Here is a 26,006-nt window from a genome sequence, read left to right as displayed (position 1 = left end):
CCAACACTCATGAATAATAAAAACAGATCAATAAATCCAATTTTATTTGCTGTACTAACAAGCTTTTTCTCTTTCTCAATAAATATAGATAAAGCATTATCAGGAGGAGGAGATACAACGCAGTCTGCAACGTCTACAACAGAACAAGCTTCTGTTACCTCTCCTATTACACAAAGCGCTGGATCAGTAACAGTTACTCCCACAACACTACTACAAACAGGCTCAAATAATTATGCAAACGTCAACTCTAATATAGGATCTCTAAACTATCCAAACTGCGGTGGTAGTTGTGGTTTTGCAATTATACGTACCACTCCCACTAATAATATTAATGGTACAGGAGGCAATCAAATAGAAGGAGTTGTTGGTGTAATTCATTCCTTTAGCTCACCTGATCAAAAAAATGCTGAAACTAATCGTCAATTAGTAGATATTCAAAAACAAAGAAGTGAGAGTGAGATTGGGCGTGATTATATCAAAATGATTTCCGAGGCTTGTCAAGCCAAAGATTCAATTAGAGCAGAACTAAGTGCTAAGGGACTAGCTCGGATTTGGAACGTAGATTACAAATCCCTAAGCTGCGGCTGATGATATTGAGAATTAATATTTCACTTATGAAAGGTTTCGCTTTTTTTATCATTCTTGAATAGTAATTTTGTGACGCATTATATCAATTATGTAATTTTAACCTATCTTGTTTTAACTAAATAAATTCGATATTCCCAGATCAAATAAAGCAGCAAATAAAAGCAAAAATCATGGCTAATGAAAAATCACCAGACATTCAAAATACTAACAGTTCTGAGAACAAAGAACATAAAACTGAATGTTCTTCCTGTCAAGGTACAGGGAGAATCCAACCTTACGGTTCACGCAGATCCTCAAAATGTCAAAAATGCCAAGGAACAGGTTTTTGTTAAAATCAAAATTGATAATTAAATTCAGATTTCGTAGGGGTTTAGCATTGCTAAACCCTTCCTAATAACTATCTAATTTATCAATTCTCCTGATGATATTTTCTCAAAGCCGCAATAATTTCCCCATTCGCTTCTGGAAAAGTAAAATTATCTAATTCATCCAAACTTACCCAGCGAATTTCATCACATTCTATGGCTTGAGGAACACCCGCTAAATGCTGAGAATGATGAACTATCAAAGTCACCCGCAAATGAGCATAAGTGTGGTCAATAGTAATCAGATGTTCTCTAACTACAATTTCTATACCCAACTCTTCCGAAATTTCTCGTTTAATACATTCTTGAATAGTTTCACCAACTTCAATTTTCCCCCCTGGAAATTCCCATAAACCACCCATTGTACCTGTAGGAAGTCGTCTATCAATTAAAATCTGTTTTTGGTCATTCCAAATAACAGCAACACCAATAATTTTATGAGGAATAGAAGAACTACTTTCATTCATATAATTACTCAGTACCAATAAATAAAAAAACTCAGTAGACTAATTATATATCTACCGAGTTCATATTTATTTTGAGAATTTTGCTAAGAGGGTGTTTGATGTATTAATAAATTAAATAAAAAATAACCCTTGGATCATAATCAAAATTATTGTAAAAAAAATAGTTGAGAATATCAAGTCCTGAAATGAACGTTTTTAGGGGCAATTATTGAGAATATTCTCAAGATTATTGACAATATAGAGGAATGCGCTTTTTTTTGAAAATCTGATTGAAAAAACTTATAGGTTTTGGAAAAAACATAAGTTAAAAAGTAGTTGGGTTGACTGGAGAAAACCCAACTTGCTAATTGTCAAGTTACGGTAATCATCATACCTGCACTTTCATTCCCTAATCTATCCACAGCACAGACTGCATAAGTTCCTGGTAGAACTGTCGCAAAGGTAGTACCAGCGGATAAAATGCGTTGAATTAGCCAATTATTGCTATTTTGCAAATACAGAGTCCAAGAACGCACAGGTTGATCATCTCCTGCTTCCCAGTTTAATTTACCATCCATAAACTTGAGGTTTTTGGGAGGTGGTGGCGTAATGGAACTTTGCCATGACATAGTGGGAATTAAGGCAGGTGTGGGATAATAGGTTTTAAATTGGTCAGCGATGCCTTGGCGATTTTCCTGAATGCCAGTCATACTAAAAAAGATATTACCTAAAGACAAATTACCTGCTAAATTCCGAGAAATCTGAATTTGCTTGGCAATTTCGCTATTTTTCCATTCCTTACCATCTAATTGTCCGAGATTATTACCTGCATAGATGTGACGCTGTTTAGTATTGATTTCGGTCCACCATTGCAGTAAAGTTTGATAGGCTTGTTTGGTTTGGTCAGTACGCCAGTAGAGTTGAGGAGCAATATAATCTATCCAGCCTTGCTGTAACCATTTTTTAGAATCTGCATAGAGGACACTGTAGGCATCTAAACCGACAATTCCCGCAGGTTCTCCAGAACGATAAATACCAAAGGGACTAATTCCAAACTTTACATGAGGTTTGGTGGCTTTAATTCCTTGAGAAAGTCGCAATACCATTTGATTGACGTTTTCGCGTCGCCAATCTTCTATATTTAGTTTACCCCCACTGGTTTGATATGCTGCGTAGGTTTTATGATCAGGAAAAGGTTGACCAGATATGGGATAGGGGTAAAAATAATCATCTAAATGAATAGCATCTAAATCATAACGACGGACAACATCAATAATGACGTTGTATGCTCTGTCCTGAACGACTTTTGCACCGGGGTCCATCCATTGTTGAGTACCCCATTGATAAACAACTTCGGGGTTTGTAACTGCAATGTGGGGACGAACGGTAGAAACTTGACTATTTGCTCTAGCACGATAAGGATTAAACCAAGCGTGTAATTCAATATTGCGTTGATGACATTCGGCGATCGCAAACTCCAAAGGATCATAAAATGGTGATGGGGCTTTTCCCTGAGTTCCCGTTATCCAAGCACTCCAAGGTTCTAATTCCGAAGCATATAAAGCATCACCTTCTGGTCTTACCTGCAAAACTAAAGCATTGAAATTCAAAGCTTGTAACTGTTTAATAATCGCTAATAATTCGGCTTTTTGCTGTTCCACAGCCAGTCCCGGTCGAGAAGGCCAATCACTATTCCATACAGACGCAACCCAAGCCCCCCGAAATTCCCGCCGATGATTTAGCTTAACAGTATGAGCAGTGGTAGGTTTAGGGATGGTTGGAGGAACAACAATATAATCAGTCGGGATTTTTTCCGCTTTTCCTAAATATACTAAAGCCTGATAAACCATTACTGCGACTTCTGCACGAGTAGCGGCTTTTTTGTAATTAAGTATTTTTCTGTTCGGATAACTAACTACCCAACCAGCACGAGTTGCTAACGCGACTTGATTAATCCCATAGTAAGGAATTAAAGATCCATCTTGATAAATTTCTGCTAGTTTACTTACTAAATCTAGGTCAACTTGACCAGCAAGTTCTAAGCCATTGACCATTGCTACTAAAGCATCACCTCTAGCAATACCTTCATCTATCCCAAACCGCCGATTTGGATAACCCGTTAAAAATCCAGTTTCATAGACCTTTTTAATCGCGTTTATCGCCCAATGCGTCTGGGGAACATCTACAAAAGGTACATATTCCCGTTTGACAGGCAGGGAAAAAATTGCAGCGATAATAGCTGCAAATTCAGCCCGAGTCACAGGGTTATTAGGGCGATAAGTTCCATCAGAATACCCGCTGAGAATTCGCCGTGCTGCTAAAGCTTCAATAAACCCTTGGGACCAATGACCTTGAATATCCGAGAATCTTATAGAACTAGATACCATATTGAATGAGATAGTTGCATCCTTTGTTAATTTAGCAATATTTAAGTCATAGCTGCTAAGGGACTTCCGGGAAATAAATTATCCCAATAAATAAATGAACAAACGAACCACAGAGGCACAGAGAACACAGAGAGAGAAGAAATAGAGAGGGTTTTTGCGTTAGTTTTGGGACATTTTTTTATTTGGAAGTCCCTAATGACAGTAAAGAAAAATTCCTCAAACTCCTCCTCTCTGAGCCTCTGAGACTCTGCGTGTTAGCGAAGCGGGGCGAAGCCTAAAAAAATTATCCCTTCCTCCCAACAGCAACACAATAAAGAGCAGCATGACGTTCTCCATCAATACCCAACATAGCATTCAAACCCAGATCATGAAATCCACCAATACAAAGACTGTCCAGCCCCAATTGCCCAGCCATTAAGCAGATATTTTCAGCTTGATGACCAGCTTCTAAAAGTGCAAAGCGGTAGCCCCGCGCCCCATATTTGCCCATTGAGCGCATAAAAACCGATGTGAATACAAACAGAGCATTGGCATTGAGAATGTAATCTTGCTGCAATAATGGTTCTACAAAATCTGTTGGGACTGCATCATTTACCCAATGTAACCCGTGTCCGCGAGGTTCATAGTGATATAGTCCGCTAACCAAACCTGCTACCGCTTGTGTGGATACGAACACCTCCAGAGGATAAAGCCCCCCCGCAGAAGGAGAGTTACGAGCCTCATAGCATTGACCATCCACTTCCCGCAGTCCGTTGAGTCCACATCCTGAGTCGAGCAGTTGAGCTAAGGCGACAAGTGGCATTACCTGATGCTCAAATAATCGCACAGAAGTACGTCGCGCTAAAAGCTCAGACAGCGGGTTATCACGTGGTGCTTTTGGCAATTCCAGAAAAGGAGCTTCTGGCAGATATCGCAGTTCAGTAGCCGGAACCCGCTTAACATAACTTTTAGGGACTGGAGAGTTTAAATGATAGAGAAGAGCTAACTCCAGAGGTTCATTGGCTGTGTGCATTGTGCTAATTTCCTCGTTTTAACAAACTATCACCTATCAGCATTCAACTATACTCAACACGGCTTAATTATTTGATTTAAGCGGGTAGGGGTTTAGCAATGCTAAACCCCTACAAATCTAGTAGTCTGTCAATCCAAAAATGACGGACTGTAGTGTGAGCGTCTCGCTCACGCGGGCAAGATGCCCTGTAGTGTGAGCGTCTCGCTCACGCGGGCAAGACTTGTACTGAGCTTGTCGAAGTATGCCCGCACTACCAAAAACCCGTCAAAATAAATTTGACGGACTACTAGGTTTTTCGTGATTTTACAAAAGTCCATGTCCCAACCGTTTTGAGTATAGTAAGCTAATTCTGGGTTTAATCAACAACCCGCTGACGGCTGTTTTAAGCCATAGGATGTGGGCAGGGATTTAAGTCATTTTTAGTCCGTCGGCCACCATAACCCAACCTTTCTGGGACCTCGAATAACCGCCGAGTCCCCAGTGGTTCTTGTCCATAACCAAAATATATAGGGACTATTTCACTGGCTAAAGTCCGCACCACTCGAAAACCAAGAGAGGCGATATCAGGGGCAGTAATTTCCACTACATAAGGTTCAACACCTACTGAATTTAACTTGGCAACTACTGATTGCAAATTCTCTGCTTCAGACTCAGATTCATAAGTTGGTAAATATTCAACTTGGCAAGATTGGTCATGGTGAAATAGAAAATCCAACTCACCTAGCCGAGCCGTTGTGTAAAAAAAAGCGTTGTGATCATCTAAATTCTGAATATCACTATATTGATGGAGATTAGCCCCAGCGCCAGTTTTCATCCGTTCTATGTCACCAAAGCGAGCTTGACAAACTTCAAAAACTGCCTTGTGGAAAGCCGTTGGTGCATCAAGATGACATCCCATACCAGTGGACACAGCGGGACCTTTGCCCGAACGGTCAATTAACATGGCCATGAAAACTGGGACTTGAATATCAGTAATCAACTGGAAGACAACTAACTCAATGCCAAATCGGGCATAGTGGCGAGCAATTTCCGTCTCAATTCCTGGTAGGTGGTCAAAATAGATGCGTGGGGCAGGGAGGCGATTTAACCAGGTAATAATGAAAGCATCACGCTCAATTAATTCGCACAAACCCCGGTAGGCAGCAAACTCCCAAGATGGTCCACTAGCCATACCGTTAGAACTAACAGGTAAAATATGATCTCCTGGTTGGTCGCCACCCCAGTCTAAATAAACCAAGAAGGCTGGAACTAAAACCTGTTGCTTACTGGTTAAGGAAAGGGCATTCATCCACGAAGTCTGCGTTGTGGGATTAAAGGCCGGGAAAGGGAAAGTTGGGTGAGAGTATTGTTGGTCAGAAAAAGGAGAAAAAACGGTCGAAGGGACGGCACGATTACCTAATTCTTCGTAGCTACTAACAATTATTTGCCGATAATCAACAATACCACCGCAGTATCTTTCTATAGCTTCCCCCACAGCCCCAAAAATGGCTTGTTCATCCGTCATGCCCCTACCGACACCGTAGCGTAAATCATCAGACTGTTTACGAAGCTGAAAATTGGCTAATTCGGCTTGCCACAAAACGGGAAAATCGAACTCTGTATAAGGCTTGGTGAATCTATCTAAGGAGCGGATAACGCCAGTATGGGGGCTGACTAGATCTTGCCAACGGGGACTTGCAATCGCTGTATTCACTGTGTTCTCTCCTATCTTTTTCCGTTCCGTTCTATAAAACTTACCCAAAATTACCAAAGTCTAGACACATCTGGACAGCGATAACCTTAGTGTTTACTTCCTGCTTCATCACGGTCTTAGAATGGCTTCTAAGAGGTTTTTCCGCTCCACAGGCAATCTCGGTAGAACTTACCGTTTCTGACCGTAGTTCCTAAAAGGAACCGCTACGCTACAGGGATAAAAATATCCACAAACCATCGGTCAATATTACGCGCTGCATTTAAGTCCCTGTCAGCTTTATAGCCACAATCAGGACAAATATAAACGCGGTTTTTTAATGGCATTTTATGACGATGATTACCGCAGTTAGAGCATATTTGGGAACTAGGAAAGAATCTATCCACAAGGATTAATTCACTGCCAAACTTCTCAGTTTTGTACTCTAATTGCCTTTTAAATTCATACATCCCACAATCTGCAATTGCACCTGCTAATTTGTGGTTCTTCAAAAATGCCTTAACGTGCAAATCTTCTATCTTAATTATGCTGTGGTTTTTAGCTAGATAGTAGGTTAATTTGTGAATAGAATCCTGGCGAATATTAGAAACTTTGGCGTGTAATTTAGCTAATTTTCTCACAGCTTTTTTACGGTTATTAGAGCCTTTAATTTTCCTGCTCACACTACGCTGTAAACGTTTCATGCGTTTACTCTTATGGCGGTAGGCTTTAGGATTCGAGAATCCTTCACCATTACTGCAAACTGCTAATTCTTTGATACCAATGTCAACACCAATGGTCGGTCTGTCTGCAAGTATAGGAGGTTTTTCAACTTCGTATTTAACAGAAATAAACCATTTATCAGCCTGTCTAGAAATCACGCAATTATGAGTTGCTGTAATCGGTAAAGGTATGGCTAAACGTACCCAGCCGATTGACGGTAATTTAATTCTTTTACCATCGTTTTTAATTAACGGTTTCGCCTTAGTTCCTGATTCTAAATAGAAAGAATCACGTTGACCTTTTTTCTTGAATCGTGGTTGTTTTGATGTCTTCCTAAAACACCTATCCCATGCTTGGCGTAAATCAGCTAACGCCTTCTGAGGGATATTTTTATTAACTTCGTAATACCAAATATGCTCAGATTTTACCTCAGCAACTAACTTTTTATGCAAGTCAATAGCTGATGGTAATTTAAGTTTTTCGCCTTCTTTTTGAGTAGCTAAAATATCTATGATTTGAGCATTTGCCCAGTTATAGGCGTGTCTAGCTACTCCAGAGGCTTTGCGAAAAGCTGTAATCTGTCGGTTATTTGGAATTAGTGCAGTTTTGAATGATAAAAGCATTGATTCGACCTTTCAATGTTGGGCTATGATATCTAGTATATCAGACATATTAGGATTTGGCAATGCCTCGGATTAAATTTAAACCACAAAATCAGGTAGCGTACGATAAATCACCTTTGCAGTTTAAGGTGTTGCCTGGGGTCAGAGAAAAAATTAAAACCGTCCCTAACACAGCAGCAACGGTTAAGGGAATTTGTTGATCAACTTATTGAAGACTTGGACAAACAGTAACATAAGGCTAGTTATGGGTAGAAATTATCAAGCTGTTTCTACCCCTATCTTGGCTGAACAATGGGGACAACCTGGTTTTTTGAGGACAACGTTATGAGTAAGTTTTGTGCCAAGTAAGTCTATATGTAGTAGTTTTCCGTCAGTAGCGATCGCCAAACCGAGCATCATTTTCACAGCCTCAAGAGCTAAATAGCTACCCACCAACATCTGACCTATCGGTAAATTTTCCCGTAGCCTTGGTTGAGAACGTCGTTCTCGGTTGAGCAACTGTTCAACCGCCAATTCCGCCTCTGGAAACTTGGAACAAGCCATAGACCGCATCCGATAGCATAGATAACAGGGTTTGTCCTGGGAAAAAACCAACGGACCGACAGTTCCCTCCACCCCAGCCGCTCCACCGGGTAGCAATGGGCGCTGCATCTTCAAGCATAGTCTGTTCAGACGATAGGCTAGATTCACAGATACGGCATCAGTAGCGACAATTACAAGGTCAACGTCCTCCAGCAAAGAAGTGATGGTTGCGTCGTCATTTAAACCATCTGTGACAATCTCAGCCTCGGTGATTCCGCCAATGGACTCAATCTGTCGCGCTGCTTCTACACTGCGAAAAGTGCCAATTTTATTCAATCCCGAACCTGACATCATCAGGGAATCCGCCGGCAGGATACAGGCATCATCACACAAACGGACAAAACCAATCCCAGCAGTAGCTAGGTTAATTGCTGCTATCAGTCCCGAACCTCCCAGTCCAAAAACAGCAATCCTCGCATTGGCTAAGTTTTTTCGAGCATCTTTTTGGTCAAAGCCTAATTCATGATAAAGGCTGATTTGAGGAAGTAAATAAGCACGACTATCTAAATCATTTGTATTTTCTAGAGACTCTTCTACTAGGCGATTGTCCATCAAAAACTCTAAACATTGATTTAGGGAAGAATCTGTCAATTGTTCGCCAATTGCATTGCGGATTTCTCCTATGGTTCGAGAGCCGTCTAGTAAAGGTAAAACAATGTTTTCCACATTATGTAAAGCTTGACCTTTTACTCTCAAAGTTCGCCGTGTCGTATTGAAGATCATACTTTCTTCGCCACTACAATCTGACGGCATCACATTAATAACAACGTGTTCTAATAGCCGTAACCGCTTACCATCATTTAATTTCATAAAATTGGTTTTAGGAATTGAATGCTTGTCAGTGCGTTTTCTAGATGCAGAGACGTTCCATGTAACGTCTCTACATTCTGTTATTTCTCTAGGTTTAGTTAGTATCCAAATCCAATTTCATCAGTGTCCTCCAATACACCTGATACTGTTGCATGACCAACACCACCACCACATCCACCACCACCACCACATCCACCGCCACCGCCGCAATGTCTACAGTGTCTGCAATGTCTACAGTGTCTACAGTGTCTACAGTGTCCACATCCACCACCACCACCACCCCAATTAGCAAACCATCTTTGGGTGGTTTCAGAGTCGAATTCTCCCGACATTGCTAATTTTTCTAAAGCTGCTATTTCCTCCTCAGACAACAGAAGTCTTTCTAGTTTGTCTGCTTGATCTACCAAACGCATTTCTATATATATTGGTTGGTCGAGTGTTTTTTCTGCAAGCATTGTCATCTACTCCTTTGAACTTAAATTTAATAACCTGTTTGCAAATCTCTATTCAAGTTGATAAAAAGCTGGAATGATATTTTTCAATCAACCAGTTTTCACAAATTCTTCAAAATTACACTAGTCCACAACGGCGTAAGTCAACTAACCATTAAAGATTCATAAAAAGCTTATACAATCTGCTTTTTTAATTTTTAATTGTTAATTTTTAATTCCGCCCTGCGGTATTAGTCCACAAAAGAGCAAAATCACTTTCTGATTAGTGTGGGGAACTATCAGATGGGATTTATATTCTGTAAAACCTTGTCTTTTATGAAAATTGCTCTTTTCGGAGTCGCCAATTATGTCTTTGTTTGCTTATCCGATTCTTACAAGAATATCTTTTTCTAGATAATTTTCTTCTTTCTTAAGTAGTATTGTTTTATCTCTTGATAGAGGAGGAATAAATTTATGAAATCGTGCTAATGGTGAATGAAAATTCTTGTAACAGAGAATAATTTTATAGTTAAAGCGAATTTACAATAATGCTTATGACCGATTTAAAAGCGTAGCTCTATTTCTTTATAATTACTCCTTTAGTAAGGTTATCAGACTTGATTACTTTTCAGGATTTATCTAAAAATAGCAAATAAAATATCTGATCATCCTTTAATGATCAAGGTTATATTGGTTCTAGGCTGTTTTGATATCCGTGAAAATTCTGAACAACAGACATTTGAAAATTTTTGAAATATTCATCCCTAAGAAGTGGAGAACAAAATTTTTCAAAAGTAGAATATTAAAGTAATAGATAGCAGAATCCGAAAAAATTCCTGATCAACTTTGCAGCGACTAATTGCTGGTTAAGTTGGAAAAGGATAAAATTTGATTCTTGAAAAATAAACTCTCCCAAGTGATAAATCTAGTTATTACTCAGAAAATATCAAACTTTCGGAAATCAGAGAATTATCTAACCCTTTATAAAAATTCAGGTTTAATTAATGAGCGATTTAAGAGTTTGGTTTGGAGACTACACTAGAATTTTATTTCGTTCTTTACCCTTGTTATGGACAGCAGCACCTCAAGAAATGGTGTTTTTAATTGCTGTGACTTTATTGCAAGGGTTTCTTCCTGGGGTTAGTGTTTGGATTACCAAACTGGTAGTAGATACTGTTGCTACAGCCTTAACAACTGGTCAAGCATTAGATGATTCAATTTTGTGGTATTTGGTAGCAGCATGGGTGGGAGCTTTGCTATTAGAAAACCTTCTCTATCCTTGGATATTGGCACTTCAAGGAAATCTCAATGATAAATTAGCGGCTCATATTAGTTTATTATTAATGCGAAAAGCTGATAGTTTTGCTGACTTGAGCCGTTTTGAAGATGCTGAATTTTATGATGAATTACAAATTCTGCAACAACAAGTTAGCTATAAACCCTTAAACTTAGTTGAGAACTTGGTGGAATTAAGTCGCTCATTGATTACTTTAATCGTGGTAATTGGGCTATTAATTCCCCTGGCTTTTTGGATACCATTGGTAATTGCGATCGCTACTATACCCCAAATAGTAGTTTCTTCCCAATATGGTAGAGAGATTTGGATCACCTTATTTGAAAACAGTCCTCAAGCCCGAAAAATGCAGTATTACACCTCTTTAATGCTAACTGACACCTATGCCAAAGAAGTTAGATTATTTCAGCTAGGTGCATTTTTTATGCAGCTTTACGGACAAGCATTTCAATCGTTACATCAATCCATGGGTCATTTGCGAGGTAAACAAGCATTTTGGTCATCTAGTTTAGCTATTTTGAGTACATTAGGAAACGGATTTTCTTTCTATTGGGTAGTCAAACAAGCCTTTAGAGGACTGTTAAGTCCAGGAAGTGTACTTCTGTTCGTACAATCATTAACTTACTTCCAGAATAGTTTAGAAAGATTTGTCAGTCATTGGTTGGATTTGTTCGAGAATATTATTTATATGCAGCAGTTTTTCAACTTTCTCGACAGTCCTACCCCCATGGTATTGAACATACCCGGAGAAAAAATCCCCACTCCGATTCGTGCAGGTATTACTTTTGAGCAAGTTGATTTTCACTATCCAGATGGTAGATTAGCACTCAAGGATATTTCTTTTACCCTTTACCCAGGACAAACAGTCGCTATCGTTGGCGAAAATGGCGCAGGTAAAACCACTCTAGTCAAACTATTAACGAGGCTTTACGACCCCACCACAGGACGGATTATGGTTGATGGGATAGACCTTAGAGATTTAAATTTAGAACAGTGGCGGCGGCAAATTGCGGGGGTTTTTCAAGACTTTGGCCATTACTCACTTACCTTGGGCGAAAATATTGCATTAGGAAATTTAGCAGCGTTAGAACATCGAGAGATTCTTAGATATGCAGTAGAAAAAGCCGATATCGTCAAACTAGTTGATGATTTTCCCAGTGGGGAAGATACACAATTGGGTAAACAGTTTGGCGGTACAGAACTTTCTGGAGGACAGTGGCAAAAATTAGCTCTAGCTCGTGCTTTTGTTCGCAAAGAAGCCCAACTACTACTTTTAGATGAACCTACCGCAGCCCTTGACCCCCGCAGCGAGTGTGATTTTTACCTGCGGTTTGTGGAACTAGCTGAAGGCAAAACTACCATCCTAATTACCCACAGATTAGCCTCAGTGCGAATGGCTGACCGGATTTTAGTCCTCAAAGATGGTCATTTAATTGAGGATGGTACTCATCAAGAACTTTTACAACTGGGAGGAGAATATACATCCCTATGGAATATGCAGGTAGAACAGTACGGAGTGTAATACAAAAAAACTTAATTCTAGGACTTACGCAGAAATCATCTTCCACTCTCATTTCTCTGTGTCCTCTGCGCCTCTGTGGTTCGTTATTCCATCAGTCATGAACATCAAAAATCCGATTCCTTGGCTAATTGGGCTGACTGCATTTGGTTTATCTGGAATGGGTATTGCTTACTTCAGCCATTGGTATCAACCAAGCAAAAATGATATTACAGATTTAACAGTCCCTGTCACTACCAGCAACTTAAACATTAAAATCAAAACCAATGGAGTTGTCCAACCAGTTCGCAAAATTAATATTAGCCCAAGAGAAGCCGGTCGAATTGCCAAACTCTATGTAGATGAAGGTAGTTCTGTCCAAAAAGGACAATTAATCGCAGAAATGGAGCGTCAAGCCTTTCAAGCCCAGGTGAATCAGTATCGAGCGCTGTTATGGAAGGCAAAAGCCGAATTACAAGAAAAGCGTAAGGGTTACAGACCGGAAGAAATTGCCATAGCTCAAGCTGATGTGCGTAAGTACACGGCGCAAGTGAGGGAAGCTCAATCTCGCTTGGCATTAGCCTCTCAACGAGTCAAGCGCAGGCAATATCCTACATCTCAAGGAGCAGTATCCCGTGATGATTTAGATGCCGTCTTGAACGAAGAAAAAAGCGCTAGGGATAACTTACAACAAGCTAAATTTAGTCTGATATCTGCCCAACAACAAGTGAAAAAACTACTTTCCGGTTATCAAACTGAGGAAATTACCAAAGCTGGTGCTGAAGTAGCTCAAGCAACTGCCCAATTACAATTTTACGAAAATCAGTTAGAAAATACTTTCATTCGCGCCCCTTTTGCTGGCTTAATTACCCGACGTTTTGCCCAAGCAGGTGACTTCGTAACTCCAAATACTTCTGTTTCTACCAATGAAGGGGGAACTAGTGCCTCCATTGCTGAATTATCCAGTGGTTTGGAAATAGAAGCTAAAGTTCCCGAAGTGAATATGGCGCAAATTCAGAAAAATCAGCCTGTAGAAATTCGCCTTGATGCTTTTCCTGATCAAGTTTTTCAAGGGAAAGTCCGTCTGATTGCTCCTAGAGGAGTTAAGGAAGAAAATGTCACTTTTATGCGAGTCAAGATTGCTTTGGCAACGGGTCAAGATAAACTCAAGGTAGGGCTAAATGTGAAGTTAACTTTTTTGGTGAATGACATTCGCAATGCCTTGGTTATTCCTTCGGCTGCGGTGGTTTCTGGGAAGGGAGGGCAGGTGGGTGTACTGTTACCAGATAAAGATAATCAAGCAAAATTTCATCCTGTACAGGTAGGAATTACTTCTGGTGATAAAACGCAAATTTTGAGCGGGCTTTCTGAGGGTGAACGGGTTTTTATTCAACCACCAGCTAATCAATTAATTGATGGTATTGATCGTGTTACTGGATCTTAGGGACTTCTAATAAAAAATATTTAAATAAACGAACCACAGAGGCACAGAGGACACGGAGGAATGAGAGTTTAAGAGATTTTTTGTGTTAGGTGGTTGGGTGTTTTTTATGTAAGTTTCTCTTTTTATGAGTTTAAATTATGAATTTGCTGGAAAGTGTGAATATGGCTTTTGCAACTCTCGCTGCTAATAAACTCCGTAGCGGATTAACTATGTTGGGAATAATTATTGGCAATGCTTCAGTTATTAGTATGATTGGGATTGGACAGGGCGCACAGAATCTTGTGTTGGGTAAACTTGAGGCGTTTGGAGCAAATCAACTGACGGTATATAGCACTTTTGAAGATGATGAAGGCATGAAATTTCCTGATGCTCAATTGGTGTTATCAGATGCAGAAGCAATTAAAGCTCAAGTTCCTAGTGTTAGCAAAGTTGCGCCTATAGATGAGCAAAAAATGTCAATTAGTTTTAATAACAAGTTAACATCAACAACTGTTAAAGGCACTACGTTCGATTTGCTTGCTGTGCAGAATCTTACTCTTGTCACTGGCAGAATGTTTAACCAAATACAACAGCAAGAACAGGCTCAAGTTACTGTTTTGGGTGCAGAAACTAGTCGGAAACTTTTCGGCGATGAAAATCCTGTAGGGCAAGAAGTTCTCATTAATAATATATCGTTTCAAGTGATTGGTTTATTGCAATCAAAGGGTGCATTTGGTGGGGAGAATTCTGATCAAACTGCTATTGTTCCCCTCACAACATTTGCTAATAGGTTAGTGGGACGCAGATCAATATCTGATATTCCTCTCAGTTATATTTTAGTGACTGCCAAAAATAGAGATAGTATTCGCGCCGCAGGTTTTCAAATTACTAATATTCTGGCTCGACTACATGGGAAAAAAGATGTGGCTGTTTTTGCTAATAAGAAGTTTCAAGAATTGGTAGTTCAGGTAACTGGTGTTTTGTCATTATTATTGGCATTAATTGCGGCTATTTCTTTGTTAGTGGGTGGCATTGGTATTATGAATATTATGTTGGTTTCTGTGACTGAACGTACTCAAGAAATTGGGTTGCGTAAGGCAGTTGGGGCAACTCAGAATGATATTTTAGCGCAATTTTTAATTGAGGCAATTATTCTCTCTCTTTCTGGCTGTTTGCTAGGCATAATTGTAGGAGTTGGGGGAACTATGCCGTTAGCCTTCTTCACGCCTTTGACTCCTCAATTTCCTCTATATGCGATTGTTGTCGCCGTGGGAATATCCGGGAGTATAGGCTTGATTTTTGGTGTATTTCCAGCCCGACAAGCAGCAATGTTAGACCCAATTGTTGCCCTGAGAAGTGGGTGATTATTGAGATTTTTTACGTCACTCCTTCCAATTCCTCATCAGTCAAATCATATAACTTTCGCAACTTATCCAACTTATCTCCATCAGCTTGCCATAAACCGCGTCCCGATGCTTCCAACATTCTCCCCACAATATTTCTAAAAGCTTCAGGATTGGCTTTGCGTAATTTTTCCGCCATTTCTGGATCTAAAGCATAAGTTTCTGCGGCTTGATCATAAACCCAATCATCTTGAAAATCAGCAGTACCACCCCAACCAATTAAAGCCGTCATGCGTTGGGAAATTTCAAAAGCACCACCAGAACCTTGATTAGCCATTGCGTCAGCCCATTTGGGATTTAATAACTTAGTTCGGTATTCCATTCGCAATAAATCATCTAAATTGCGGGGTGTGGTGTCTTTAGAAAAACTTTCGACAAAACTGGCTTGTACTTTTTTTCCACTTTGCTTTTCGGCAGCTTTTTTCAAACCTCCCGTATTGGCATAATATTCCTGAATATCAGTTAAACCATATTCTACCGAATCTATTTCTTGAATAATGCGATCGCTAGTTTTTAATAATGTCTGCAATATTTCTGGTCTAGCTTGTCCTTTATCATTTCTACCATAACTAAAAACATTGCGACTTTCCCAAGTATCCCCCAACTCTTCGCCAGATTCCCAATTACCATCAACAACTCTATCATTAACCAAAGAACCAAAATCACCAGAGGGATTAGAAAACAATCTTGCGGAAGAATTTTCCACACCTTGGGCTTTTAAAATCAAAGCGTGTTTTCTAATAAAATTCATTTCCTCCGGTTCATCAATTTCCGCAGCCCGTTGAAATAAATCATCCAATAATTCAATGATATTCACAAAACTATCCCGGAAAATACCCGATAGATTTGCTAACACATCAATACGGGGATGTCCCACCTCAGCAAGAGGTTTTAAATCATATCTAACAATGCGTCCAGTTCCCTCCTTCACAGGTTCAGCACCCACCAATTCCAAGAGAATTCCCAAAGATTCACCCTTAGTCTTAATAGCATCCAAACCCCATAATAAAACTGCTACAGTTTCGGGATATTTCTTATTTTCATCTAAAGACTGAGAAATAATTTTCTTAGCAATTTCCTTACCCCGTGCAAAAGCAGCAGGAGAAGGCATTCTATAAGGATCTAAAGCATGAATATTCCTACCCGTAGGTAACACTCCAGCACCATCCCTTAACAAATCCCCACCAGGTGCAGGAGGAATAAACTCACCATTTAAACCCCTTAAAAGATTCGTTAACTCATCAGTAGATTGATTTAATAACCTTGTAATTTCCTCCTCCTCTCTGTGTTCTCTGTGCCTCTGTGGTTCGTTTCCAAAATAAGCATCCAAATACCCAGTTAACTCCTCCTGATTTGGTGCTTCACCTAAAACGTGTAAACCAGAAGAAAAAAGACGATTTTCGAGAACTTGGAGATACTCATACAACTTCACCAAATAATGATCAAAAGCGTGATTACTAAACATCCTCACATTTTCCGGCGTAAAGGGAATACCCAACCTTTTCGCATCATCAAAAGGACAATCCACGTCCAATCCAGTATCAACTATCTTTTTACAAATGCCTTCTTTTAACAGATAATTCTTTTCTGGATCTTCTCGATATTCTGCAATTAAATCGCGGATATTTACCAATTCCTTATACAAACCAGCGCGTCCATAGGGAGGGACATTGTGAGAAATTAACACGCCATAACCGCGACGTTTGGCTAAAATTGATTCTGAAGGATTATTTGCGGCATAAATGTAGAGATTGGGCAGATTTCCTAAGAGAATATCAGACCAAGAATAGCCAGTATTTCCTAATGGTGAACCTGGCAACCATTCTACCGTTCCGTGCATTCCAAAATGAACAACTGCATCAGCTTGAAAATCGTTTTGTAACCATTTATAATAAGCTGCATATTGAGGATGGGGGGTTAAATCTCTTTCAAACATTAACCGCATGGGATCACCTTGAATTCCCAAAGGTGGCTGGACACCTATCCACACATTTCCTAATTGCACACCACCAATATTAAACTCGTCTCCATAGGTTTTAATGCCGCTACCAGTCAGATATTTCCATTGTTTTTCAATGCGAGATGTAAAAAGATAGCCTAACCATTTTTCTAATGTTCTAGCATTAACAGTTGTGATGTCTTTTATGTTATTTTCTACCAGGGGATTAATTTCATCCGCTGCTTTAATTTGGCGAATTAATTCTTCACCATCTTCGGGAATTTCACCAACTGTATAACCCTGTTCTTTCAGTGCATGAAGTAATTTAATTAAACTGCGAGGAACGTTTAATAATGCAGCAGTTCCTACAGCACCATAACCAGGGGGAAAACCATATAAAATAATGGCAATTTTCCGTTGAGAAATAGGTTTTTGGCGGAGAGAAATCCAGCTTTTAACTCTATTAGTTAATCGCTGTATTCGTTCAGGAACTAAATAAATTTGTTCCCCAACTAAACCACCGAGAGGAATTGTATCAATTGCGCCATCTAATTCTGGCAAAGCATATAAGACAACACTTTGCAGACCGCCTACGCCTTGCCTTGTCCAAGAATGAATGTCTTGAATTAATAAGGGTGCAGCGACGATATACGGGACATTTTTAGCTGTGAGAATGCGTTTAGCTACTTCCACCTGTCTTCCGGCTTCCATTGAACCAGCCGGACCACCAACCAGGGGAAAACCAATGGTAGAAACTATGGCATCAATTTTTACCGATTCTGCGGAAAGGGAAAGGGTTTCAATTTTACCTCTTTGACGTTCTTGGGTTTCGTAGTCGCTGGTCATCCAATCTCTAACGGCTACGTGTCCCTCTACACCGTTGATAAAGATGGGTAAGGGAGTCAAACCCGCTTTTTCAAAATAGCGGATTAGTTGGGGAATATAGGGCAATTTGGTGATGACGTGCTTTCGGTAAAGTAAAATACCGATAATTGGGGACTGGGTAATTTTATTCCTTTCTTTCTCCTGACTCCTGACTCCTGACTCCTGACTCCTTCTTTGATACCATTCTAAGTATGCTTTGGGTGATGTAAAAAATCCTTGATAATCAGGATGTAATAACCCCATATCGGGGGTTTCCATGGGTGGGGGTATATCTCCAACTTTTAAATCTAAGTATTTTTCCGCAATTGTCCAAAATAGGGAAGCGACGTTTTCTGAACCGCCGGCGTTCCAGTAACCATAGATAATTAACCAGTTACGAAGGTCTTGGACTTTTTGGACGGGGATGAATTTTAATAACTTTGGTCCGATTTTCAGGAAACTGATATAACCGGCAAGTTTGTCTTCTTCTTTACCGTTGCTGAATTTGTCCAGGATGAATTTAATGGGTTTGGGCATTCCTGCGGGTTTGTCACCAATCGCAAATGCTCCTATTTTGGTTAAACTCATTAATTCCAGTGCTGACTCGAAAATGAGCCGGATAGGGATGTTAGCGACACGCTCCCGCAACCATACAACTTGGTCATAATCAAAGAGTAAGCTACCAAAGAATACATCTGCGTTTTTAAGTGCCGCTGCTACTTCCGTGCTATTGGTGGTAATATTGCGATCGCTAAATACTCGAATATCCAACTCTGGACACCGGGAATTAGCCAAATCAGCCGCTTTTCGGTACAAGTCCGCGTTAAACGATTCAAACCCAGCAATCAAGACAATGCGTTTCATTATGCTTTTGCTACGAAATATTTCTTTACATTGATCTTAAACATTTTTGGAGATTAATGGGGGAATCTCTACCTAGAGATTAAAATAATGTCTATGCTTTTTGGAACTATATTAACCAGTAGCAGACTCTTGGCATAGTAAAAAAGTCAATTAAGGAGATACAAATGAAATTCGGTATTGATATTGGTCACAATTGCCCTCCCGATAGTGGTGCAGAGGGAATTAAATCCGAAAATAAGTTAACAATGGAAGTGGGTAATAAGGTTATAGCTAAATTAGAAAATTTAGGACATACAGTAATTGCCTGTAAACCGAATAGTGCCAGGACAGTAAATCAATCTTTAGGTAGCCGGTGCGAAAAAGCCAATAGTAACCGAGTAGATATTTTTGTATCTATTCATTTTAATGCTTTTAATGGACAAGCTAATGGAACAGAAGTATTTGCTATTAGCGACGCTGGCAAAAAAGTTGCCCAAAAAGTATTAGATGAAATTGTCAAATTGGGCTTTTTTAATCGTGGTGTTAAAAGTGGCTCACATTTGTATGTTCTCAGAAGAACAAATATGCCAGGAATTCTTATAGAATGTTGCTTCATTGATTCTGCCAAAGATATACAACTATATGATGGTGAAACAATGGCTAATGCCATAGTTGCCGGCTTAACAGGTAAAGTAGCAAATACTCCTGTAAATCCTGTTCCTGGTGTGTCTATTCCTATTGCTGTTCCTGTTCCTAATGCTTCTGTAAATACTGTTATAGATGAAGAACAGAATAAAGATAAGAGCATTCTCCGACTACAAAAAGCTTTAAATCGGCTGAAAATTACTGATAAAAATAATCGGACCCTAGTCGAAGATAATAGCATGGGACAAGCTACATCTTCCGCAACGGAAAAATTTCAGAGAATTGTGGGAGTTTTACCCACAGGAATAGCAGGTAATACTACTTGGGATGCTATCAATCAAATATTAGCTAAACGAGTTGTGCAAGGAACTCATACTAGTGGTGTAATTATCAGATATTTACAATATCGTGTCGGTGCTGATCCTGATGGTATCTATGGTCCACAAACAGAAGCAGCAATCAAGAAATTTCAACAACAAAACGGTTTAACTGCTGATGGTATTATTGGGGCAATTACTTGGCAAAAATTGGTAGGTTAGATAAATTTTCATTTAATTTATTGATCCCTAATTCCTCAAAGAATACGACTGATAAATAGGGAGTAAATCTCCCTCTTCCTATCTGCGAAAATGCAAAATTGGCATAGCAAATAAACCCCAAGCCAAACCCGTAATCAAACCAAAAGGCGTAACAATATAATTATTAAAATCCCATAAACCGAAAATCTGCGCTGCTAACTCCAACGGATAAGCCATCATTAATACACTAGCAAAAGCCGCACCAGTCCAACCATATTGACTTAACCAAAAAACGCCTTTGCCATTAGTTAAACCATACAAAATCCGAGTCATCAATAAACCTGATACCGTTCCATAACAGCGCATACAAACCGCCATAATAAAAGGTGGAGATAACTCCAAACCCATAGTAGGCTGGGGACATACATGATTACCCATAAAGTAAATAATATCCGCAATCCCCGGAAGCAAAAACACGCCAGACGCAGCCAAAAAAGGAGCAAGAGGGGGACCAAAAACCATCCCAGCTAATAGGAAATCCGCAAAAAAACTCACCCAATTAACTTGTAACCCTCTTAACAAAACTACCCTTTCCATATTCTCTCTGTGTCCTCTGCGCCTCTGCGGTTCGTTTTCTGCAATTAGTATTATAGGGTAGAAAACACCCAAAATGATTATAAATCATCATCTGGATCTATCCCCATTGCCCGTAAACGTGCTGCTAATTGTGCAGCTTTAACTTCTGCTTTTTCAGCCCTTAATTTTTGTAATTGGGCTTCTTCCTGACCTACCAATAACAAATTACCATCTAAATCCCACCAGCGTAGCCAAAGTTGTTCAGGATTATTTAAGTAACTTCCTTGCCATAGTCCCAATTCTACAGCTAATGGCGCAATAGGATAATGTCCGCGTTCGTTAGGCTGCATTTTTTGGTAAGAAAAATCAACCAAATGATAAACTTCTAATTTGCCATTATTCACTTCATAAATAGCATAGTAGGGAATGCGGATAATGCGCTCGTATACCCAGAATTTACCAGGTTTTTCACCTTCTTTTAAACCCGGTAGAGGAGTTGTATCTCTTTCTTCTTCACCATTACCACTAGCTAATTCTATAGCAATTAATGGGGGAATATATTCCCGCCATAAAACATAAGAACGGCGAATTTTACCTGCTAATTGTGGTGCTACATCAGGGACATAAAACCAATCTGGTGCAACTGTACCTTTTTCTGGTGGTTCTGTTTCGCGCCAATAAATACCACAATCTTGACCTATACAAAATTGTCCATCGGGATGTAATATTTGTAAAGTTTGAATTATTGAATCTGTGATAATTATACTTTGAGGATGTTCTTGAAAGTTTTTCACGAAAGTACCATCAGACTCTGGTAGTTGAGTATGATCAGGAAACTGCGGTGGTATAGCAATATCAGCCAGGGTTTCACTCATACTGTTTAAAAGATTGCAGTTGTTTATTTAGTATTATATCAGAGAACAGGAAGCGCGGAATTACTGAATATTGTATTATAAAGGTTATACAGTCATCTATCACAGATTATGATCTGCTGCTTAAACCCGGATTGTTCCCAGCCTATCAACCCTGATCATAACAAGTTCTGTCAAAGTTGCAGAACCCCGTTAATACCATTATTAATCAATCGCTTTCGAGTATTGCGGGTGCTTTCTGCTGAAGGTGGTTTTGGGAGAACCTATTTAGCGGAAGATAGCCAGAAACTCAATGAAACTTGTGTAATCAAGCAACTTGCACCTAAACAGTCAGGAACTTACGCTTTAAAAAAAGCCACAGAATTATTTATTGAAGAAGCTAACCGTTTACAAGATTTAGGAGAACACCCGCAAATACCAACGCTGTTTGCTTATTTTGAAGATAATGGGTTTCTCTATTTGGTACAACAGTTTATTAAAGGGGAAAATTTATTAGATGAATTAGCACAAAAGGGAAAATACAAGGAAACCCAAATTCGGGAATTATTACTAGATTTATTACCATCTTTAAAGTTTATTCATGAGCACCAGGTTATTCATCGGGATATTAAACCACAGAATATCATGCGCCGAGCCAGTGATGGAAAGTTGGTTTTAATTGATTTTGGGGCTTCTAAACAATTAACTACCACAGTTCACACCCAAATAGGAACACAAATAGGTTCTTATGGGTATAGTCCATTGGAACAAATTCAGCTTGGTGAAGCTTATCCAGCCAGTGATTTATTTGCTTTGGGTGCAAATTGTTTTCATCTTTTAACAGGGGTTCATCCTTTTAATTTATGGACAATAAATGGTTTTAGTTGGGTGAATAATTGGCGACAACATTTACCTAGTCCGGTGAGTCAGGAATTGGGTAAAGTTTTAGATAAGTTGTTGAAAGTTGATATTCAAAAACGTTATCAATCTGCGGATGAAGTTATTAAAGATTTACAAGTTCCTCCTACTATTTATGTACCTCAAGGGGGAAATAAAAATCAATCTTTGGGAAATTCTCCAACTACAATCAATCGTCGCGGTTTTATCTATGGAGGATTATTTTTAGGTGGTGTAACTGTCGCATTTGTAGGACAAAGTTTATTTTCTGGGAAGAAAAGTCAAACCTCAATACCTGAAAATACACCAACACCTGAAAATACACCAACACCTGAAAATACAACAACACCTGAAAATACAACAACTCCTGAAAATACACCAACTCCTGAAAATAAAACTTCTACAAATAACCTGAAAACCTTTAGTTTTGAAGTTGTCAGCACCAACGCATCAGGTAACATCATCAACCGACGCAATGAAAGTGCAAGATACTTCACAGAAGACTTAGGAAATGGTGTGACATTGAAAATGGTGGAAATACCAGGGGGAAAATTTATCATGGGTTCACCGGAAAACGAAGCAGGAAGGGATTCAGACGAAAGTCCCGAACATCAAGTTACTGTTCCTAGTTTCTTCATGGGAAAATATCAATTGACACAGGCACAATATCAAGCTATCATGGGTAGTAACCGTTCTAGATTCAAAGGCAATAATCGCCCAGTTGAACGAGTCAGTTGGAATGATGCAGTTAAATTCTGTGAAAAGTTAAGTCAAAAAACAGGAAAAAACTATAAATTACCCAGTGAAGCTGAATGGGAGTATGCTTGTAGAGCCGGAACTACTACACCATTTTATTTTGGTGAAAGTATTACCCCAGAATTGGTAAACTATGATGGTAATTACACTTATGCTTCTGCACCAAAAGGCCAGTATCGTCAACAAACCACAGATGTAGGTTCTTTTCCCCCTAACGCTTTTGGTTTGTATGATATGCACGGTAATGTGTGGGAATGGTGTCAGGATAATTATATAAATAGTTATAATAACGCGCCTACAGATGGTAGTGCCTTGACAGGGCAAAGCAGTACAAAGCTGCTGCGCGGTGGTTCGTGGCGCAGCACTCCTGACTATTGCCGTTCTGCTTATCGCTTCAACGACCTTCTCGTCTACGACTACTACAGTATTGGTTTTCGGGTTGTATGTAGTGGTGCGGCGAGGACTTAGTAGCCCTTTACACTCTTGCTCTTTTGCCCTTTTCTTTTCTTTCTCTTTTCCCTTCTTAACCCCCGCCGTTAGGCGGAAAAATAAAATTTTTTCTTTCGACAATAAAGCAGATTGTGGTGTCTTTGCTTAGGATAGCACACATTTTTTAAATTGTCAGAATCAGGATATCCAGGATTTAAGGATTTACAGGATGTTATTGATAAATTGCTGGTTTTCCTTTGCGTCTTTGCGTGAAAATGAATATTCAATATTGTCAGAATCAGGATATCCAGGATTTGAGGATTTACAGGATGTTATTGATAAATTGCTGGTTTTCCTTTGCGTCTTTGCGTGAAAATGAATATTCAATATTGTCAGAATCAGGATATCCAGGATTTAAGGATTTACAGGATGTTATTGATAAATTGCTGGTTTTCCTTTGCGTCTTTGCGTGAAAATGAATATTGTCTGAATCAGGATTTTTGTAATATCCATATCCCTATCCCTAAATTATTTTAAATGAATTGAGTATTTATAATTTTTATTTTGAAAATTTTATGTTGAAAATCGTATATATTAACATTAATCATAAACTCTTAAACCCTAAAAACACAACTCAAACAAACATCCTGGAAATCCTTAAATCCTGGATATCCTGATTCTGACAATTTAATTTTATAACCTCATGAGTTTTGACAACGTTTGTAAACTACTAGCAGAAAAATATCCCTTTGATTTTGCTAAATGGTTACTTCCCCAAGCACCAAAAACCATCAAAGTCTTAAAAACCGAATTGAGTATAGAACCAATTCGCGCTGATTTTGTCACCTTCTTACAAACAGAAAATCGGATTTTACATATTGAATTTCAAACCAACCCACAATCTAAACCTCCAATTCCGTTTAGAGAGTTAGATTATTCAGTGAGAGGATGTTTGAAAACTTTTTCGTGTGGGATCTGACACCCGCAGATCCCCCTAAATCCCCCTTAAAAAGGGGGACTTTGAGGAATTTAGCCCCCCTTTGTAAGGGGGGTTGGGGGGATCTCGATTAATTCTGATACTTTTCAAACATCCTCTGAGATTAATCCGTACATATCAAGTTCCTGTTACTCAAGTCGTGATTTTCTTGCAAGAAACAAATGATCCAATTGTTTTTACTGAAGAATATGTTAACGAAACAACCAGACACCGTTATCGTGTAATCAGAATGTGGGAACAAGATTCAGATTTATTTCTCAATAATCTGGCATTATTACCATTAGCACCATTAACACAGACAAATTCACCTCAAAGCCTATTATCCCAGATTGCCAATAATGTTGCTAAAATTGCAGATAGGGAGACTAAACAGGATATTGCAGCTTACACAGAGATTTTAGCAGGTTTGCGGTTTGAGAAAGACTTTATTCGTCAATTGTTAAGTGAGGATATTATGCAAGAATCAGTCATTTATCAGGACATTTTGCAGAAGGGAGAAAGAATTGGAGAACAAAGAGGAGAAGTTAAATTTTGTCTACGTTTACTTAATCAACGGTTTGGGGAAATTGATTCTTTAATAGTTGAAAAAGTCAAAGGTTTACCTGTTGAACAGTTAGAAAATTTAGGTGCTGCGTTGTTTAATATTTCTGAAGTTGCTGATTTAGTAACTTGGTTAAATCAACAAGATCATTAGAAATAATAATTTGTGGTGTTGGGTTTTGCAACCCAACCTACTTGATAATTATAAATTTTTCATTAAAGCTACTAAAATTTTCATTAAAATTTCTAAATCATTGGGGACACGATAAAGGTTTAAATCTTGAGTAATTTCTTTTGATTCCCGATGTAAAATTACAAATTGCCAAATATTACCAATAGAAACTGCACCATACAGGATAGGATTATCAATAGGAGACCAATTATCAAAGGCAATTAATTCTACGGCTAATTGGACAATTCCCCTTTCTAAATCGGCATTTTTAGCTTCAATAACTAATAATTGGTTATCAGCTTTAATATAATAATCAACAACTCCTTTTAATTGATTATTGATATTTAACCCATACTCTACTCTAACTTTAGCATGGGTATAGTGAATTAGTTCCATAATTACAGGAGCAATTAAAAATTCTCTTCTGGCGGTTTCACTGGTTAAACTAATATAGGGTAAACTTTCTTCAATACGATTTTTTAGGTCTGTTAATCTTTCTAAATTTTGTTGAGTTGTTGGTAAAGTTAGAGATTGTGATTGAAACTTATAGCCAAAATATCCTATAATTTCATCTGGTTCATAATTCAATTTGAAATAATCAGCAAATGTGTAGGATTGATTAGAGTCAATTATTTGTATTTTTCCCATAATTCTATTTTTAACTCTTCTCGATAGGAAAAACCCGCTAATCCCCCCATTATACCTCCATAATTAACGGATATTCA

Annotated in this window: 18 protein-coding genes and 1 pseudogene; 8 read left to right on the top strand and 11 right to left on the bottom strand. The window is 38.8% G+C overall.

What is annotated here, in order from left to right; genetic code table 11:
- Positions 1-9: 9 nt before the first annotated feature.
- Positions 10-588, top strand: a complete 579-nt coding sequence (locus tag ANA_RS10590; RefSeq protein ID WP_148279043.1) for a hypothetical protein — start codon at positions 10-12, stop codon at positions 586-588.
- Between the two features lie 170 nt (positions 589-758).
- Positions 759-920: a hypothetical protein gene (locus ANA_RS26535; RefSeq protein ID WP_158310521.1), complete on the top strand. Its 162-nt coding sequence runs from the start codon at positions 759-761 to the stop codon at positions 918-920.
- A 77-nt stretch (positions 921-997) separates the two neighbouring features.
- Here the strand turns inward: ANA_RS26535 and mutT are convergent, their stop codons facing one another.
- The 7 genes from mutT to ANA_RS10555 all read right to left on the bottom strand — a co-directional run bounded on the left by mutT (position 998) and on the right by ANA_RS10555 (position 9,660).
- Positions 998-1,420 carry an 8-oxo-dGTP diphosphatase MutT gene (mutT, locus tag ANA_RS10585; RefSeq protein WP_015080059.1) on the bottom strand — a complete coding sequence of 141 codons (423 nt, stop codon included), beginning with the start codon at positions 1,418-1,420 and terminating at the stop codon, positions 998-1,000.
- A 350-nt stretch (positions 1,421-1,770) separates the two neighbouring features.
- Positions 1,771-3,786: a glycoside hydrolase family 10 protein gene (locus tag ANA_RS10580; protein ID WP_015080058.1), complete on the bottom strand. Its 2,016-nt coding sequence runs from the start codon at positions 3,784-3,786 to the stop codon at positions 1,771-1,773.
- Between the two features lie 283 nt (positions 3,787-4,069).
- Positions 4,070-4,798, bottom strand: coding sequence for a SagB/ThcOx family dehydrogenase (locus tag ANA_RS10575; RefSeq protein WP_015080057.1), 729 nt, complete (start codon positions 4,796-4,798; stop codon positions 4,070-4,072).
- Between the two features lie 382 nt (positions 4,799-5,180).
- Positions 5,181-6,491: a YcaO-like family protein gene (locus ANA_RS10570; RefSeq protein WP_015080056.1), complete on the bottom strand. Its 1,311-nt coding sequence runs from the start codon at positions 6,489-6,491 to the stop codon at positions 5,181-5,183.
- Positions 6,492-6,694: 203 nt separating this feature from the next.
- Positions 6,695-7,813 (bottom strand): RNA-guided endonuclease InsQ/TnpB family protein, encoded by a 1,119-nt coding sequence (locus tag ANA_RS10565; RefSeq protein ID WP_015080055.1) that lies wholly within the window; start codon positions 7,811-7,813, stop codon positions 6,695-6,697.
- 258 nt (positions 7,814-8,071) lie between these two features.
- The gene (locus tag ANA_RS10560; protein WP_015080054.1) at positions 8,072-9,205 is read right to left on the bottom strand and encodes a TOMM precursor leader peptide-binding protein; all 1,134 of its coding nucleotides are present in this window, start codon (positions 9,203-9,205) and stop codon (positions 8,072-8,074) included.
- 98 nt (positions 9,206-9,303) lie between these two features.
- On the bottom strand, positions 9,304-9,660 hold the full coding sequence (locus ANA_RS10555; RefSeq protein WP_041457948.1) for a hypothetical protein: 357 nt from the start codon (positions 9,658-9,660) through the stop codon (positions 9,304-9,306).
- Positions 9,661-10,640: 980 nt separating this feature from the next.
- On the opposite strand from ANA_RS10555, the gene ANA_RS10550 reads away from it, so the two are divergent.
- The 3 genes from ANA_RS10550 to ANA_RS10540 all read left to right on the top strand — a co-directional run bounded on the left by ANA_RS10550 (position 10,641) and on the right by ANA_RS10540 (position 15,215).
- On the top strand, positions 10,641-12,452 hold the full coding sequence (locus ANA_RS10550) for an ABC transporter ATP-binding protein (RefSeq protein WP_015080052.1): 1,812 nt from the start codon (positions 10,641-10,643) through the stop codon (positions 12,450-12,452).
- Between the two features lie 97 nt (positions 12,453-12,549).
- Complete coding sequence (locus ANA_RS10545; RefSeq protein WP_015080051.1) at positions 12,550-13,872, top strand: efflux RND transporter periplasmic adaptor subunit; 1,323 nt, start codon at positions 12,550-12,552, stop codon at positions 13,870-13,872.
- A gap of 137 nt (positions 13,873-14,009) precedes the next feature.
- Positions 14,010-15,215 (top strand): ABC transporter permease, encoded by a 1,206-nt coding sequence (locus tag ANA_RS10540; RefSeq protein ID WP_015080050.1) that lies wholly within the window; start codon positions 14,010-14,012, stop codon positions 15,213-15,215.
- A 13-nt stretch (positions 15,216-15,228) separates the two neighbouring features.
- On the opposite strand, the gene bchH is transcribed toward ANA_RS10540, so the two are convergent.
- Entirely contained in the window at positions 15,229-18,921 is a 3,693-nt protein-coding gene (gene bchH, locus ANA_RS10535; protein WP_015080049.1) for a magnesium chelatase subunit H, read from the bottom strand.
- Positions 18,922-19,085: 164 nt separating this feature from the next.
- Between bchH and ANA_RS10530 the strand changes: the two genes are divergently transcribed.
- On the top strand, positions 19,086-20,084 hold the full coding sequence (locus tag ANA_RS10530; RefSeq protein ID WP_015080048.1) for an N-acetylmuramoyl-L-alanine amidase: 999 nt from the start codon (positions 19,086-19,088) through the stop codon (positions 20,082-20,084).
- 78 nt (positions 20,085-20,162) lie between these two features.
- Here ANA_RS10530 and ANA_RS10525 read toward each other — a convergent pair whose 3' ends face one another.
- Positions 20,163-20,660 (bottom strand): DUF2085 domain-containing protein, encoded by a 498-nt coding sequence (locus ANA_RS10525; RefSeq protein WP_015080047.1) that lies wholly within the window; start codon positions 20,658-20,660, stop codon positions 20,163-20,165.
- Between the two features lie 77 nt (positions 20,661-20,737).
- Complete coding sequence (locus ANA_RS10520) at positions 20,738-21,514, bottom strand: Uma2 family endonuclease (protein WP_015080046.1); 777 nt, start codon at positions 21,512-21,514, stop codon at positions 20,738-20,740.
- Positions 21,515-21,622: 108 nt separating this feature from the next.
- On the opposite strand from ANA_RS10520, the gene ANA_RS10515 reads away from it, so the two are divergent.
- Positions 21,623-23,611, top strand: a complete 1,989-nt coding sequence (locus ANA_RS10515) for a bifunctional serine/threonine-protein kinase/formylglycine-generating enzyme family protein (RefSeq protein WP_015080045.1) — start codon at positions 21,623-21,625, stop codon at positions 23,609-23,611.
- A 664-nt stretch (positions 23,612-24,275) separates the two neighbouring features.
- Positions 24,276-25,263, top strand: a pseudogene (locus tag ANA_RS28535) (Rpn family recombination-promoting nuclease/putative transposase).
- A gap of 48 nt (positions 25,264-25,311) precedes the next feature.
- Here ANA_RS28535 and ANA_RS10500 read toward each other — a convergent pair.
- Complete coding sequence (locus ANA_RS10500) at positions 25,312-25,929, bottom strand: hypothetical protein (protein ID WP_015080043.1); 618 nt, start codon at positions 25,927-25,929, stop codon at positions 25,312-25,314.
- Positions 25,930-26,006 lie beyond the last annotated feature (77 nt).

The organism is Anabaena sp. 90 (assembly GCF_000312705.1).
GTDB lineage: Bacteria > Cyanobacteriota > Cyanobacteriia > Cyanobacteriales > Nostocaceae > Dolichospermum > Dolichospermum lemmermannii.
The sequence above is the reverse complement of the archived record's forward strand: the minus strand, read 5'-3'. Positions and strand labels throughout refer to the sequence as shown.